Annotated in this window: 15 protein-coding genes and 1 tRNA gene; all 16 read right to left on the reverse strand. The window is 58.9% G+C overall.

The annotated features are described in order from the left end of the window. Positions 1–14: 14 nt before the first annotated feature. Positions 15–542: a DsbE family thiol:disulfide interchange protein gene (locus tag AC0V6M_RS00145; RefSeq protein ID WP_486136859.1), complete on the reverse strand. Its 528-nt coding sequence runs from the start codon at positions 540–542 to the stop codon at positions 15–17. After that, on the reverse strand, positions 542–2,584 hold the full coding sequence (locus tag AC0V6M_RS00150; protein ID WP_486136860.1) for a heme lyase CcmF/NrfE family subunit: 2,043 nt from the start codon (positions 2,582–2,584) through the stop codon (positions 542–544). Before AC0V6M_RS00150 ends, AC0V6M_RS00145 begins: the two co-directional genes overlap by 1 nt. 9 nt (positions 2,585–2,593) lie before the next feature. Further along, complete coding sequence (gene ccmE / locus AC0V6M_RS00155) at positions 2,594–3,076, reverse strand: cytochrome c maturation protein CcmE (RefSeq protein WP_486136861.1); 483 nt, start codon at positions 3,074–3,076, stop codon at positions 2,594–2,596. A gap of 103 nt (positions 3,077–3,179) precedes the next feature. Further along, positions 3,180–3,965 (reverse strand): heme ABC transporter permease CcmC, encoded by a 786-nt coding sequence (gene ccmC, locus AC0V6M_RS00160; RefSeq protein WP_486136862.1) that lies wholly within the window; start codon positions 3,963–3,965, stop codon positions 3,180–3,182. A gap of 139 nt (positions 3,966–4,104) precedes the next feature. Further along, entirely contained in the window at positions 4,105–5,172 is a 1,068-nt protein-coding gene (locus AC0V6M_RS00165) for a Leu/Phe/Val dehydrogenase (protein ID WP_486136863.1), read from the reverse strand. 76 nt (positions 5,173–5,248) lie between these two features. Further along, positions 5,249–5,325, reverse strand: a tRNA-His gene (locus AC0V6M_RS00170). Positions 5,326–5,692: 367 nt separating this feature from the next. Next, the gene (gene rpmE / locus AC0V6M_RS00175) at positions 5,693–5,917 is read right to left on the reverse strand and encodes a 50S ribosomal protein L31 (RefSeq protein WP_472639169.1); all 225 of its coding nucleotides are present in this window, start codon (positions 5,915–5,917) and stop codon (positions 5,693–5,695) included. Between the two features lie 221 nt (positions 5,918–6,138). Next, entirely contained in the window at positions 6,139–6,624 is a 486-nt protein-coding gene (gene fabZ, locus AC0V6M_RS00180) for a 3-hydroxyacyl-ACP dehydratase FabZ (RefSeq protein ID WP_472644794.1), read from the reverse strand. Between the two features lie 47 nt (positions 6,625–6,671). Continuing rightward, positions 6,672–7,358, reverse strand: a complete 687-nt coding sequence (locus tag AC0V6M_RS00185) for an OmpH/Skp family outer membrane protein (protein WP_486136864.1) — start codon at positions 7,356–7,358, stop codon at positions 6,672–6,674. After that, positions 7,358–10,000 (reverse strand): outer membrane protein assembly factor BamA, encoded by a 2,643-nt coding sequence (gene bamA, locus AC0V6M_RS00190; protein ID WP_486136865.1) that lies wholly within the window; start codon positions 9,998–10,000, stop codon positions 7,358–7,360. Before bamA ends, AC0V6M_RS00185 begins: the two co-directional genes overlap by 1 nt. Before the next feature lie 163 nt (positions 10,001–10,163). Beyond that, positions 10,164–11,273, reverse strand: coding sequence for an RIP metalloprotease RseP (gene rseP / locus AC0V6M_RS00195; RefSeq protein WP_486139538.1), 1,110 nt, complete (start codon positions 11,271–11,273; stop codon positions 10,164–10,166). A gap of 16 nt (positions 11,274–11,289) precedes the next feature. Next, positions 11,290–12,453 carry a 1-deoxy-D-xylulose-5-phosphate reductoisomerase gene (gene dxr / locus AC0V6M_RS00200; RefSeq protein WP_486136866.1) on the reverse strand — a complete coding sequence of 388 codons (1,164 nt, stop codon included), beginning with the start codon at positions 12,451–12,453 and terminating at the stop codon, positions 11,290–11,292. Between the two features lie 5 nt (positions 12,454–12,458). Next, the gene (locus AC0V6M_RS00205; RefSeq protein WP_486139539.1) at positions 12,459–13,187 is read right to left on the reverse strand and encodes a phosphatidate cytidylyltransferase; all 729 of its coding nucleotides are present in this window, start codon (positions 13,185–13,187) and stop codon (positions 12,459–12,461) included. A gap of 4 nt (positions 13,188–13,191) precedes the next feature. Beyond that, a complete protein-coding gene (uppS, locus tag AC0V6M_RS00210; protein WP_486136867.1) occupies positions 13,192–13,881 on the reverse strand; it encodes a polyprenyl diphosphate synthase in 690 nt (229 codons plus the stop codon). A gap of 12 nt (positions 13,882–13,893) precedes the next feature. Further along, on the reverse strand, positions 13,894–14,451 hold the full coding sequence (gene frr, locus AC0V6M_RS00215; protein ID WP_486136868.1) for a ribosome recycling factor: 558 nt from the start codon (positions 14,449–14,451) through the stop codon (positions 13,894–13,896). A gap of 3 nt (positions 14,452–14,454) precedes the next feature. Continuing rightward, positions 14,455–15,177, reverse strand: a complete 723-nt coding sequence (pyrH, locus tag AC0V6M_RS00220) for a UMP kinase (protein WP_472644787.1) — start codon at positions 15,175–15,177, stop codon at positions 14,455–14,457. Positions 15,178–15,327 lie beyond the last annotated feature (150 nt).

Raw genomic sequence — 15,327 nt, forward strand, 5'->3', positions numbered from 1 at the left:
AGTGTAGAGCGCCCTCACGTTTCCGCCTTCTTGAGCTGTTCGAGTAGGAGCGGGATATGCTCCAGCCGGATGTCACCAATATGCTGATATCGGATCACGCCCTCGGCATCGATCACATAGGTTTCCGGCACGCCAGACGCGCCGATTTCCAGCATCAGTGACGAAATATCGTCTTTGCCAATGCGGGTATAGGGATTGCCGTAGCGCTCGAGGAAATTTGCCACGTCTTCCGGCTCGTCGCGGATCGCGACGCCGATGATCTCAACGCCCTGCCCCTCCAGCACTTCCAGCCGCTTTGCCTCGGCAATGCACGGTAGGCACCAGCTCGCCCAGATGTTGAGCAACTTTGGCTTGCCACCGATAAAGTCCGCACGCGATGCGCCGGGCATGGTCTCTACCGCTGCGGGCAATTCAAATTCAGGCAGAGCCTTCTCAACCATGGCGGAGGGGATTTGATCGTCCTTCGGCTGGGTCAGCCGATATCCCGCCACTCCCAGGAAGAAGACGAACAGGCCCAGAGGTATCCATACGGTCCAGCGCATCACGCAGGCTCCCCTTGCGCTTTACCCTGCGCATCCTTGGCGAGCGCTGATTCGCCCAGCTCGCCGTGCTTCAATGCTGCGACTTCAGCGCGTTTTTCGGTGCCGCGCAGAACCGCACGGCGGCGTTTCAAATCTGCGCTAACCCGGCCAATAATCGCCAGCGCGCCGCCGAACGCAATCAGCAGACCGCCATACCAGATGAAAGTCACAAACGGCTTCCACCAGATCCGCAGCCGCCAGCGCTGATTGCCATTGGCATCAACCCCGGCGGAATCGCCAATTACCGCATACAGTTGTCCGTCCCAGCGGGTGAGCAAAGCGCTCTCGCTGGTGGCCTGCGCGGGCGCCCAGAAATTGCGCGCCTGCGGGATCATCACGTCGGCTTCGCCTCCGCCGCGCTGGGCAAGCACTCGGGCCTCCATCGCGGTCCAGTTCGGACCGGCAATCGGATCGACGCCTTCCAAGGTGATGTTCCATCCCGCAACCTGCTGGCTTTCGCCCGCAGTCACCGCCGACAAGCGTTCTGTCGTAAAGGCGCTCTCGCTAGCCATGCCGAACAGCGACACCGCCACCCCGAAATGCGCCATCACCATGCCCCATGTCGCCAGCGGCACGCGCGACAATTTGCGGCCGCGCAAGGGCATGAAGGATGCGATCGCAAGGCCAGCCGACAATGCGAGGCCAATGATTGCCAAGACAGAATAATCGCCCAGCACCGCGACCAGCACCAGCACGCCAAGAATGATCGCGCCGACAATCGCCAGCTCCAGCCGAATGCGCGCAGGTTTATCCTCGCGCCAACGCATCAATGGGCCAGCAGCCATCACCAGGAACATTGGCACAGCGAAAATCGCGCTCACCGGATTGAAGTACGGCGGGCCAACAGACACGCGAATATCAAACGCCTCGGTCAACAGCGGATAGAGCGTGCCGAGCAGCACAATGCCGAGGATCGCGGATAGCATCACATTGTTGAACACCAGCGCGCCCTCACGGCTGCTCATGGCAAAGCGCTTGCCCTCTGCCACCGTGCCAGCGCGCAAAGCGAAGATCGCGAGGCTGCCGCCGATGTAGATCGCAAGCAGGACCAGGATAAAGCTGCCCCGTTCTGGATCCACCGCAAAGGCATGGACGCTGGTCAACACGCCGGAGCGCACTAGGAAAGTCCCCAGCATGCTCATAGAGAAGGCAATCACGCCGAGCATAATTGTCCAAGTGCGCAAGGCATCGCGAGCGGCCAGAACGCTGGTCGAATGCAGCAAAGCGGTCGCGGCAAGCCACGGCATCAGTGAGGCGTTCTCAACCGGGTCCCAGAACCACCAACCGCCCCAGCCAAGCTCGTAATAAGCCCAATAGCTGCCAGCGGTAATACCCAGCGTCAGGAACACCCAAGCGCCCAGCACCCATGGCCGCATAACGCGCGCAAATTCCGGGGTCACATTACGGGTCAGCAGCGCGCCAATCGCAAAGCTGAAGGCAACCGAAAGGCCGACATAGCCAATGTAAAGCGTCGGCGGATGCAGCGCCAAGCCAATGTCTTGCAGCAGCGGGTTGAGGCCCTGCCCCTCTGGCGCTGGTATAGGCAGGCGCTCAAACGGGTTAGAGCTAAGCAACAGAAACGCGTAAAAGCCGAGGGCGACAAAGCCCTGCGTTGCCAGCGTTGCCTGCATTGTGCGCACGGGCAGGCGCTTTTCCAACCAGCCGATTAGCCCGCCAGACAGCGCCATCACCGCCACCCACAGCAGCATGGAGCCCTCATGATTGCCCCAAGTGCCGGTTACTTTGTAGAGCATCGGTTTTAGCGAATGCGAGTTTGCGGCAACCAGTTTCACCGACAGATCGGTGATCGCAAAGCACCACATCAGCATGAAGAACGCGAGCGTCGCGAGCAAAGCCTGAACCATCGCCGCCGGGCGCATCAATCGCGCCAGCTCACCATCCTCGCCCTGTTCCTGGCGCAGCGCCAGAACGCCTGCGAACAATTGCAGCGCGGCTAGCGCAGCCGCTAGCCACAGGGCAGCAAGGCCAATCTCTGCAATCATCGGGCGGCCTTAATCCGTGTACATCGTGGTGGTGTAGGATTGCTCAGGCGATTGATGCTGCTCCAGCCCTTCCAGCTCACGCGGCACGTAATTCTCATCGTGCTTCGCCAGTAAGTTGGTGGCGAGGAAGGTGCCGTTTTCCTGCAGGCTGCCATCGGCGACCACGCCGGAGCCCTCCACGAATAGGTCAGGCAAGATACCGCTGTAGCGCACCGGAATGGTTGCGGTTTCGTTGCCGGTGACAACAAAGGCGACGGTAATCCCATCATCCAGCGTTTCGAGCGAGCCGGGCTGAACCATGCCGCCCAGCCGCACCGCTATGCCAGCCTCCGGCGGGTTCGCGCTCATTTGCTCTGGCAGATAGAAGAAGTTCGCTTGATTGCGCAGCGCATAAGCCGCCAGCAGGCCCGCTGCGACAACAGCGACAATGGCGATCACCACCAGCACCATTCGCTGATGCTTCGCGCGTAGCCCTGTGCTTGTCTCTGTCATCGCCGCTTCACCTCATCCCGGCGGCGTTCGGCCCGCCGCATGCTTTGCCACGCCCAAATCGTCACTGCGATCAATGCGCCAATCCCGACCACATACGCCGCAATTACGTAGTCCCACTGGTTGAGCGCTTCACGCATCGGCTGGTTCCCATAGTTGCGGCAGCCGGCACATCATCTTCAAGCGCGCGGCGGCGCAGGCGCGCCTCAACCTGCATTTCCGCGATCAGCGCGCGCATTCGCATTAGCACAATTCCGCCGAACAGCAGCGAGAAACCGAGCACAGCGATCAGCAACGGGATCAGGAATTCGCCCGCAATCGCGCTCTTACCAACAGTGATGCTGGGCGGTTGATGCAGCGAATTCCACCACACAACCGAGCGATTGATGATCGGGATGTTAACCGCGCCGACAATGCCAAAGATCGCTGGGATCTTGCTCGATCCGCCATCGCGCGCGCTGGCCTGAGCCAAAGCGATATAGCCTGCATAAAGGAAGAGCAGCACCAGCATGCTGGTGAGCCGGCCATCCCACACCCACCAAGAACCCCAGGTGGGCCGCCCCCAGATAGAACCGGTCGCAAGGCAAATGGCGGTAAACACCATGCCCGGCACAGCAACCGCGCGCGCACCAATCGCGGCGAGCGGATGCTTCCAAATCAGCAGCGCCGCGCTGGACAGCGCAATGCCGGTCCAACCGCCCATGCCGAGCCATGCCGATGGCACGTGAATGTAAAGAATGCGGACCGTCTCGCCCATCAACCGATCAGGCGGAACGACGAACAGCCCCCACGCGACCGCGCCCACAGAAAGCACAATCCCGCTCAGCAGCAGCACTGGCGTCAGCCAGCGGGCAAGAGAGAGAAAACGGGTTGGGTTGGCGTAGCCGTGCATAAATACCGTTGCTTGTTCGCCGTTGATTTAGCGTACCCTCGCCGCGCGGCAAGGGCGCAAAATTGTCAACACCCGGTAAGCTTCATGAAACACCGGCAATCCGCGCGTCAGAAACGCCCGGTTGAGCGCGCCCAAAGACTTAGCCGCGGCCGATCAGCTCTTGCGCCATACGGTCGGCAACCACGTCGGATGAAACGCCCGTTTCTTCGCTTTTGAGCCAAATTTCCTCAAGCCGTTCAGGGATTTGCGCAATCCGTTTGCGAACGTCATTGATGTCGCCCGGGGTTCCATTGCGGCGTGCGAGATATTCCAGTGCGACCGAAATAATGCCGCCTGCATTGATGACATAATCAGGCGCGTAGAGAATTCCGCGTTCCGCCAGTACCTTGCCGTGCTCGGCGCGGGCGAGCTGATTGTTCGCGCCGCCAGCGACGATTGGCGTATCGAGACGGGCAATGCCCTCTTCATCCAAGATCGCGCCCAGCGCATTGGGGCTGAACACATCACAGGATGTGCTCATAATCGCATCCGCGCTCACGGCTTCGCCGCCCAATTCGCGCGCCAATTCCGATGCGCGATCAGCGTGAATGTCTGCGAGGGTCAGTTTCGCTCCATCTTTTGCGAGCAAGCGGGCAACACCGGCGCCAACGCTGCCCGTGCCCTGCACGGCGACATGCACACCCTCGACGCTGTCTTTGCCCAGCTTGTGGCGAACGGCGGCTTTGATGCCGTGATAAATGCCCATCGCGGTGAACGGGCCGGGATCACCGCCAGCATTGCCCTCGCCTTCTACTGGGAGGCCAGAGACATGCGCGGTTTGCTTGGCTACGGCGACCATATCGGCTTCGCTGATACCGACGTCTTCTGCCGTCACATAGCGGCCACCAAGAGCTTCGACGGCATCACCGAATGCGGCCAACATTTCAGGCGTCTTGGTGCGTGCATCATTGGCCAGGATCACCGCTTTACCGCCGCCCATCGGGAGGCCAGCCATTGCGTTTTTGTAGCTCATACCGCGGCTGAGGCGCAGCGCATCGCGCAGGCCGTCTTTGGGATTGGGATAGTGCCAGAACCGCGTGCCGCCCGCGCCCGGGCCGAGATGCGACGAATGCACGGCAATAATCGCGGTCAAACCGCTCTTACGCTCATGCACAACCTGCACGAGTTCGTGTTTGTCAAAGTCCGGTTCGGTCCAGAATGCGGTCATCAGCGATCAAGCCCCAGTTCAAATGGCGGTGCGCTTTGCATGACCACGCATCGAAAGGGGCATTGATGGGGGAAAATGGGGCGACCGAGGGAGCTCGAATCCCCGACCTCCGGTACCACAAACCGGCGCTCTAACCAACTGAGCTACGATCGCCAAATGCCCCGTCTCAACGCAACCTAAGTCGCTGCCAAGCCTACGCAAGAGGGGCGTGTTACGCGTGCTGACGGCCTGGTCAAGGCCGCTTGCGTGCGGGGCGAGCCTGTTGCACAAACACAGACCCGTGTGAAGCGAAAACTGCGCGGAAATCGCATTTGCGCAAGAATATTTCGCTTCGTTCTTTGGACTGTGTTGGCGGCGCGCGAATTGGCGGCTCTTGGCGCGAATCTTCGGCCGCTGAGACTAGCGCCGTGCGGGTGATTGGCAATGGTGGCTTTGAGGGCACCTTTGGGCAAACAAAAAGGGCGGACCCGCAGGACCGCCCCATTGGTGCGATGTTGCCATCGCAAATCTCGCTAAGCGCTTATTTCTTAAGCGAAAGACCACCAAAGCGCTTGTTGAACGCAGCAACACGGCCGCCCTCTTGAATTTGCTGCTTACCGCCGGTCCAAGCCGGGTGGCTGGTCGGGTCAATATCAAGCGCCAGAGTGTCGCCTTCTTTACCCCAGGTGGAGCGTGTCTGAAATTCTGTACCATCAGTCATCTTGACCGTGATCATGTGGTAATCGGGGTGTGTATCGGCCTTCATGGCGGTATTTCCTTCGTAGCTTTCGCCGGTACCGACCGGCTGCGCTGTTGAATTGAGAAGCGGCGCGTTTAGCGCTCCTGCTCAAAAATGCAAGAGTAGTTTCGATACGATCACAAAGTGATCGCAAGGGCCTTGTGCCCGCCCGCAGCGATGCGACCGTCAGGTCGCTTGAGCGAGGAAAGCAAAGTGAGCGAACGCGAACGCTGGCGCTTGAAGCCTAATCAAGAAGGCGGGTCAGCGATCATCGCGGTGAACTCAACCTCGCAAGAGGTTTTGCCCTCGACGCTCGCCTTGCCTTTGAACTTATAGACCCGGCTGCGCTTCTGGAGGAATTCGACATTGAGGTCGAGCAGGCATCCCGGTGTCACAGGGGCGCGGAACTTTGCATTCTCGATCCCCATGAAGATCACCAACTTGCCAGTGCCCGAAAGCTCCAGCGTCTCAATCCCCAGAATTGCCGCTGCTTGAGCCAAGGCTTCGATCTGCAGCACACCCGGCATGATCGGAGCGCCAGGGAAATGCCCCTGAAAGAACTCCTCATTCATGCTGACGGCTTTCACCGCGTGGATGCGCTCGCCCAGATCAATGGTGCGAACGCGGTCAACCAGCAGCAATGGATAACGGTGCGGCAAGGCTTTCAGGATCTTGTGGATGTCATAGTCCACGATCTGTTCCGCGCTGGCCGGTGTTTCCGAACCCTCACTCATGCCTTGCCCCCTAAATTATCTGTTGCTGCTGCTTTGCCCAGCCGGACTTAGCGGCCCTCTGGGGCCTGTGCTGCTGGCTGCTGTTGCTGTGCAGCCTGCGCCTGCTGAATAGCCTGAGCCTGGAGCAGCACTTGCTGGATCTGCTGGAACACAGCGACCGAATTACGGTTTGGCTGCCAACCTTGAGCCGGCACGATAGTGACGCTTGGAACCTTCGCATTGAGCGCAGCGGTTACTTGCTGGCTGATATCCGCCTGAGGCGGCGCATAGATAATCGCTTCAGGCGAGACGATCATTTGGATTGATTGCGCCTGCACCACTTCTTGCAGTGAAGCGGAATATTGCATGAGAATTTGCTCAACCGCATAAACGCGCGCACCATCAATTTGCGCGGTCAGCGTTTGAATTTCCTGGTCAATCGCCTGAATCCGCGTGGTTTGCGTGGCGTTTGCTGCGGCGGCCTGCTCGGCCTCGTCCAGCTGATTGTCGTTGTTCGTGTCAAGCTGTTGCAGCAGCGTCTGACGCTCTTGATTGCGCGCACGGCGCGTGTCGATTTGCGACTGATACGTCGTCGAAATCTGCTGATAGGCGGTCTGGAACGCGGTGGTGCCGATAACAACACGCGCGGTGTCGACGGTCGCAACATTGCCCTGCACCTGAGCGGTGGCAGGCACAGCAACAGCCGCCGACAGAGCGAGGCCCGCAATCGCGAGCGACTTAGCAAAGAATTTCATTAGAACTGAGTTCCTACGTTGAATGAAAATGTTTTGGTCTCATCGCCTTCGACACTGCGCAATGCATGCGCAAAGTCGATGCGGAATGGTCCAAAGGGTGAATTCCAATTGACGCCGATACCGACGGTCACACGCGGTGATGGAGAGTCGCCCAAGAAGACTTCTTGGAAGCCGGCTTGGATGAGCGAATTGGCGACACCATCGGCGGTTACAGCTTCGGTAGTTACTGTCCCATCGGCCTCTTGGAACAACTGCGGTGACGAAACAAGGAGCGGATCGGTGATCCCCCACAATGCGCCGACATCTGCAAAGATCGATGGTCGGAGGCCTAGCTCACGCGCACCAGTGCCGAGCGGAATTTCCAGTTCTGCACGTCCCAGATAGAACTTGCGGCCACCCAGCGCATCATCGCGCGCCTGGTCGCGGTCGAGAATCGGGTTGCCGTCAGTATCGAGCGGACGGCGCAAGATGCGCGGTCCAACACCGCGAATATCAAAGCCGCGAATTTGCGGTTCGCCCAGGAAGAAACGATCGGTAAGCAAAACGTCATCAACGCCCGCACCAACGCGATCCTGGAGAGGAATGATCGATCCACCTTCCGCACTCAGCGAGAAGATAAAGCCGCTGCCAACGTTAAAATACTGCGTGCCTTTGGCGCGGAGACGAAGATATCTCACATCTCCGCCAAGACCGGCGAATTGCGTGGTGAAATCGATGCTAGCCCCGCGTGATGGACGTATCCGAGAGTTCAGCGTGTTGTAGGCCAAACTCACCCCGAGAATAGAGCTAAGCCGCTCACCCAAAGCATCGCAGAGGAAACGTCCGGCAAGGTTTGGATCGCAAGTCGCGATGCCATCGCCATTTTGATCGGAGAAGAACTGGTCGCCCAGGTTCACGTCATCGTAGTTGAGAGTGTAACTGCCGATCAGTGACAGGAATTCCGTGAGCGGAACACCGCCGCGGATCGAAAAGCCTGTAGTCGCCTGCTCGAACGAAGGCGCACGATCATCGAGAAGGAAGCTCGGGTTTTCGAAATCGCGGCGATAGATATCAATCCCGGCCGAAATATTGCGATCAAACACATATGGGTCAGAGAAACTAAGCTGCGCAGAACGCGAGAAACGCGAGTAGTTGAGGCTCAAACCAACAGTCTGGCCGCGCCCGCGGAAGTTCCGCTGACGGATGCTGCCGGAAAGAATAAAGCTCTCAATCGAAGAGAAACCAGCGGAGAATTGCAATTCGCCGGTCGGCTGCTCTTGGACGTTTGCTTCCAGAACAATTCGGTCAGGCTGGCTGCCCTCGACCTGATTGACCTCAAAATTCTCTTGGAAGTAGCCGAGCGACGCGATCCGCGCGGTGGTGCGTTGAACACCGAGCGAGTTAAACGCATCGCCTTCGCTAATCCGGAATTCACGGCGGATAACCTTATCCTGGGTCAGCGTGTTGCCGTTGACGTCCACGCGCTCAACATAAACGCGCGGCGCCTGGCGCAGCACGAAGTTGATGTTCATCGTCAGATTGTCTTTGTCACGGTCGAAGCGCGGCTGAACATCTGCAAAGGCGTAGCCAAAGGTTCCGGCCAGATCGGACAATTGCTCAACCGTGTCTTCTACCGATTTCGCATCATACCAATCACCGGACTGCATCGGCAGGCGGCCCGCAAGCGCATCACCATCGAAATCGCGAATCTGGCTTTCAACCTCGACATCGCCGAATTTGTAGCGCTCACCCTCTTCCACCACATAGGTGATGATAAAGTCTTCTTTATCCGGGGTCAGCTCGGCAACCGCCGAGACAACACGGAAATCAGCGTAGCCCTCAGTCAAATAGAACTGACGAAGCTTCTGCTGGTCAAAGGCCAGACGGTCAGGGTCATAGCTCGTGTTGGAGCTGAAGAAGCTAGTAAGGCGCGCCTGCTTCGTCACCATTTCGCTGCGCAGCCGGCCATCGGAGAACTCTTCGTTTCCGATGATGTTGATCTGGCGAACTTTAGACTTTGGCCCTTCGCTGATCTCAAACACAATATCGACGCGGTTTTGCGGCAATTGAACCATCTTTGGCTCAACCGTCGCGGCAAAGCGGCCCTGCCGCTTATACAGCTCGATAATCCGAGCAACGTCTGCGCGGACTTTTGAGCGGGTAAAAATCTGCCGCGGCGCGAGTTTGATCTCAGGGACGATCTTGTCGTTCTTGATCCGCTCATTGCCTTCCAGCACGATGCGGTTGATCACCGGGTTTTCTGTCACATTGATGACGACATTGCCGCCATCATTGCGGATCGAGAAGTTCGAAAACAGCTCGGTCGCGCCCAAATCCTTCAGCGCCGCATCCGCACCCGCTGTGGTGTAGGTCTGGCCCACACGCAGGCGAATATAGCTGAGGATGGTCGTCGGCTCGAGCCGCTCTGAGCCAACCACGCTGATTGAACGGATTGTGTCCGCCGCTGGTGCGGGCGCTGGAGGCGGAGCCTGCTCGGCTTGCTCCTCTGCCTGCTGCGCGGTTGCGGCATCGCTGGGCTCTGCCTGATCCTGCGCCAAGGCCGCCTGCGGAAGGCTGACAAGAGCGCTGGTGCACAAAAGTGCAATGGAGAGCCGCCCGGCTGACTTAGCAGACACGGCGTCTGTCTCGCTGCATCGATTCATTGAGTAAGTGTTCCCGTCTAACCCGTATCTAATCACGCACGCCTGCCCCGGGGCATGATCCCATCATAGGCTGTTACAGCACAGATTTGCCTGTGCCCGATGCTGCCTGAGCAATCAAGCGGAGAGACCCGCCAATTGCCGTTCACCGGACCCCTTTCCCCGGTTAACTGCCAAATAGTGGCCCGAAGACCGGCAGCGAAACGAGGTCGTTAAATGTCACGACCACCATAAAGACCAGCACAAAAGCGATACCAGTACGATAAGCATATTCAGTCGCACGTGGCCCCACTGGCTTCTTACGAACCGCTTCCGCGGCATAAAAGGCCAAGTGGCCACCATCGAGTGCAGGGATTGGCAAGAAGTTGATGAATGCCAAATTAAGCGAGATCAAAGCGGCGAAATTCACGAACGCGACCAGACCTAGACTCAATTGCTCACCAGAAAATTTCGCAATCTTTAGAGGCCCGCCCAGCTCTTTTATCGAACGGTCGCCCACCAAAATCTGTTTTATCCCGGTCACCATCATTTTGGTGATTTCCCAGCATTGGCTGGCCGCGAGCGGGATGGATTCGAGAATGCCGACGTCTTTGAATACATATTCCGCCTCAACCGGGGCTACCCCAATCAGGCCAATCGTACCCGTGTTCCCGAAGTTGTCGGTCTGCTCAACGCTGGCGATGGTCACCGGAATATCGATCTGAGCGCCATCGCGCTCCACACCGATGACAATCGATTTGTTCGGATAAAGCGCGATATTGTCGCGGATTTCCTCAAAGTCTGCGATGGCATCGCCGTCGATCTCAACGATAAGATCGCCAACTTCCAGCCCCGCATCGCGCGCGGCGGATTCTTCAGCAAACTCGCCAATCTGACGGGTATCGACTTCGCTTTCGATCTTGGGCTGGCCATAGATCGTGAAGAAGGCAGCAAAGATCGCGATTGCAACCAGCAGGTTTGTAACCGGACCAGCGGCGACAATCAGCGCGCGTTTCCACAGGGCCGCGTTTTGAAAGCATCCCGGCTCAGCCGGAGCATCGGGATTAGGAACGCTGGCTGGATCCATATCGCCCTTAAACTGGACATAGCCACCCAATGGCAATGCGGAGAGTTTCCACCGCGTCCCGTGCTTGTCGGTGCGGCCGAGCAGCTCTTTTCCGAAACCAACCGAAAACGCCTCTGCCTTCACGCCGAACCAGCGGCCGACCAGATAGTGCCCCAGCTCGTGCACTGTAACGAGCGGCCCCAGCAGCAATATAAAGCCAGCGGCGTACATCCAGATAGGGGGCGATTCAAACAAGTTCAGAGCTTTCCAACAATTCACGGGCGCGCACGCGGGCCTCGGCATCGATGCTTAGCACATCATCCAATCCTTGCGGCGCAGCCACGCTATAGCGATTTAGGACATGCTCGACCACTACGGCAATCCGGGTGAACCCAATCTGACCGTTAAGAAACGCCGCAACCGCCACTTCATTGGCTGCGTTGAGTGTGGCGGGTCCGCCGCCGCCAGCATGGATCGCCTCACGCGCCAATCGGGTGGCTGGGAAGCGTGCCTCGTCAGGGGCGAAGAAGGTGAGCTCTCCAATGCTGGGCAGATCGAGAGGCTCCATCGGTGTCTCCATCCGCGCAGGGTATGCAAGGCAGGATGCGATCGGCACGCGCATGTCAGACGGGCCAAGCTGCGCCAACGTTGAGCGGTCTTTGTATTCCACCATGGAGTGAATAACGCTTTGTGGGTGCACTACGATCCCGAGGCGGTTCAGCCCAACAGGAAACAGATGGTGCGCCTCGATGAATTCCAGCCCTTTGTTCATCATCGTCGCGCTGTCGACGCTGATCTTCGCGCCCATATCCCAATTGGGGTGCGCAACGGCTTGCTCTGGCGTTGCCGCATCCAGCCGAGCCTGCGTCCATTCGCGGAACGGCCCGCCACTAGCAGTAAGAGTGACACGCGCAACATCGGCGATGTCATTGCCCGCGAGGCATTGGAAGATCGCATTGTGCTCGCTGTCGACGGGCAGCAGGGTCGCGCCATATTTCGCAACCGCTGCCGTCATGACGTCACCAGCGGAAACCAGCGCTTCCTTATTGGCAAGCGCAATTGTGCCGCCCTGCTCTATCGCTGCCATCGTTGGGGCGAGCCCAGCGCAGCCAACAATCGCCGCCACCGTCAGATCGGCTCCGCGAGCCGCCGCATCGCAAAGCGCCTGAGCGCCGCCCGCCGCTTCGATCCCGCTATCGCCGAGCGCCGCGCGCAGATCGCTGAGGCAGCTTTCATCGCCAACCACCGCAATCCGCGCATCAAACTCGCGCGCCAGTGCAGCAAGCTCTTGTGCCGAGCAATTCGCGGTCAGCGCCTCAACCTGCCAATCATCGCGACCCCGCCGGATCAGATCGAGCGTTGAGGCTCCCACAGACCCCGTTGCGCCAAGAATTGTGATCGAGCGGGTCATCGGCGCTACCCTAGGAAAATTCGCGTAAGCGCGAGCACAAAGAAGACGGCGATGAAGCCATCCAGCCGGTCAAACACACCGCCATGCCCCGGGATCAGCTTGCCAGAATCCTTCGCGCCTGCACGGCGTTTCATCCAGCTTTCAAAGAAATCGCCAGCCTGCGCCAGCACCGCGATCAGCGTGCCAGCCGCCACGGGCGCGATCAGGTTCGCAGCACCAAAACCTTCCGGTGGAACTGCGCCAAAATGGCCAGCCTCTGGGAAGAAATATTGCACCGCAATTGCAACCACGCTGGCCGCGACAATCCCGCCGCCCAGCCCAGCCCAGGTTTTCGATGGGCTGATTCTGGGCGCGATCTTAGGCCCGCCAATCGCGCGGCCTGCGAAATAGGCGCCTACATCCACCGCGATAATCGGCAGGATGAACCCGATGAGCATAAAAAACGGCACATAGCTTTGCCGCACTTCCACCATGGCGAGCGCCGCGCCGCCGACATAGATCGCGCCAAAGAACAGCCACAACACCTCGGTCAGCGCCGATTTCGCAAACGCCTTTGCCAACAGGTTCCATTCCCACAGAACGAGCCCCGCGAGCAGCGCGACAAACGCAACCCAGAACCAGCCGCCCAACCATAGGGCGATGCTGGAGACGCCGACCATCACCACGGCAGAGGCCAGCCGCACTGGCAGGTCTGCGTTCTTGGAAGGCGGCTTGCCCGCCTCTGCGCCAGTCATGCCATCAGCGTCCGCCAAAGCGTCTCTCCCGCTGCGCGAAATTATCGAGCGCCTCTTGCAAATGCGCCGGTTTGAAGTCCGGCCAAAGCGTATCAACGAACAGCATTTCGGCATAGGCCGATTGCCACAGTAGAAAGTTCGACAGGCGAACCTCGCCGCTGGTGCGGATCAGCAGATCGAGCGGAGGCAATTCCGCCGTGTCGAGATGCGCCGCAATCGCCTCTGGCGTCACATCGCCAATCGCGGCCGCCTTTGCCGCCGCGCGCGCAATTTCGTTTTGCGAACCATAATTGAGCGCAACCGCCAGCGTGTTTGACCCGCCAGAGGTTTGCTCCAAAGCGTCTTCGAGCATAGCGACGATATCCGGCGCCAGCCCCTGCCAATCGCCGATGATTTTAAGCCGCACGTCATTGGCGACAAATTCCGGCAAGTCTGATTTGATGAACTTGCGCATTAGGTTCATCAGATCATCGACCTCTTCATCGGGCCGTTTCCAATTCTCCGATGAAAACGCATATAGCGTGAGACAATCGAGGCCCATGCCGCCGACATTGCGCACCAGATCGCGCACTGCCTCAACACCGCGTTGATGGCCAATGGCGCGCGGCAAGGCGCGCTTCTTCGCCCAGCGGCCATTGCCATCCATGATGATCGCGACATGCCGGGCGCGACTGGTCTCTGATTGCTTCCCCATCAGAGCCTGACCTTACTGGGTCAGGATCTCCTGTTCTTTCTTGGCCGCTGCTTCGTCGGCTTCGGCGACATATTTGTCGGTCAGCTTCTGTACGTCTTCTTCGTGCCGCTTGCGCTCGTCCTCTGAGATGTCTTTGCTCTTCTCATCAGCTTTGAGCGATTCCATCCCGTCGCGGCGAACATTGCGGATCGCGATCTTGGCATTCTCAGAATACTGACCAGCCAGCTTGGCGAGCTCCTTGCGGCGCTCCTCGGTCAGGTCCGGCATTGGCAGACGCACGGTCTGGCCGTCGGTCATTGGGTTGAGGCCAAGATTGGCTTTGGTGATGCCCTTCTCAACCGCGCTGACGTTCGACTTGTCCCACACTTGCACGCTCAGCATGCGCGGCTCAGGCGACGAAACGGTCGCCACCTGAGCCAGCGGCATCATCGCGCCGTAAACTTCGCAAACCACCGGATCGAGCAGGCTGACATTGGCCCGGCCTGTGCGCAAACCGCCCAGATCGCTCTTCAATGATTCGACTGCGCCGTTCATCCGGCGCTCGATATCGGCCTTATCGTATTGAGCCATAGGTCAGGCTTCCTCTTTCACAATTGTTTGTACGCCGCCGCCATCAAGCACGCGCACGACGTTTCCTTTTTCACGGATTGAGAACACCACTATCGGGATATTGTTCTCGCGGCAAAGGGCAACGGCGGTCGCATCCATCACCTTCAAATTGTCGGACAGCACTTTGTCATAAGAAATCGCATCAAAGCGCGCGGCATCCGGGTTGGTCTTCGGGTCGCTGTCATAGACGCCGTCGACGCTGGTGCCCTTCATTAGCGCATCGCAGTTCATTTCCGCTGCGCGCAAGGCCGCGCCGGTGTCTGTGGTGAAGAATGGGTTCCCTGTGCCGGCTGCGAAAATCACGATGCGGCCCTTCTCAAGATGCCGCTCTGCACGGCGGCGAATATAGGGCTCGCACACGGTGCTCATCGGGATGGCTGATTGCACCCGGGTCGGCACGCCCGCCTGCTCCAGCGCGTTTTGCATCGCCAGCGCATTCATGATCGTGGCGAGCATTCCCATGTAATCGCCGGTGGTCCGATCGAGCCCGCGCGCAGCGCCCGCAACGCCGCGAAAGATATTGCCGCCGCCAATGACCAGGCAAATCTCCAGCCCGGTGTCTTTGGCCGCCTTCACTTCCTCAGCCAGCCGCGCCACGTATGCCGGATCAATCCCGTAATCCTGCTCCCCCATCAACACCTCGCCTGAGAGCTTCAAGAGAACGCGTTTCATTTCGGGAAGGGCCATGGGTGGTTTGCTTTCTGGCAGAATGTGTCTTTGCCCCTCGCCCTTATCCGGCAGGCGCTATGATGCCAAGAGCATTAGCAGTAATTGCGCCGCCTTGGGGTTTGCATGAGCGTGCAAAAGCTGTGAATGCTGCGTTTCGATGATTGGCGA

Source organism: Erythrobacter sp. JB3-1 (assembly GCF_057364995.1).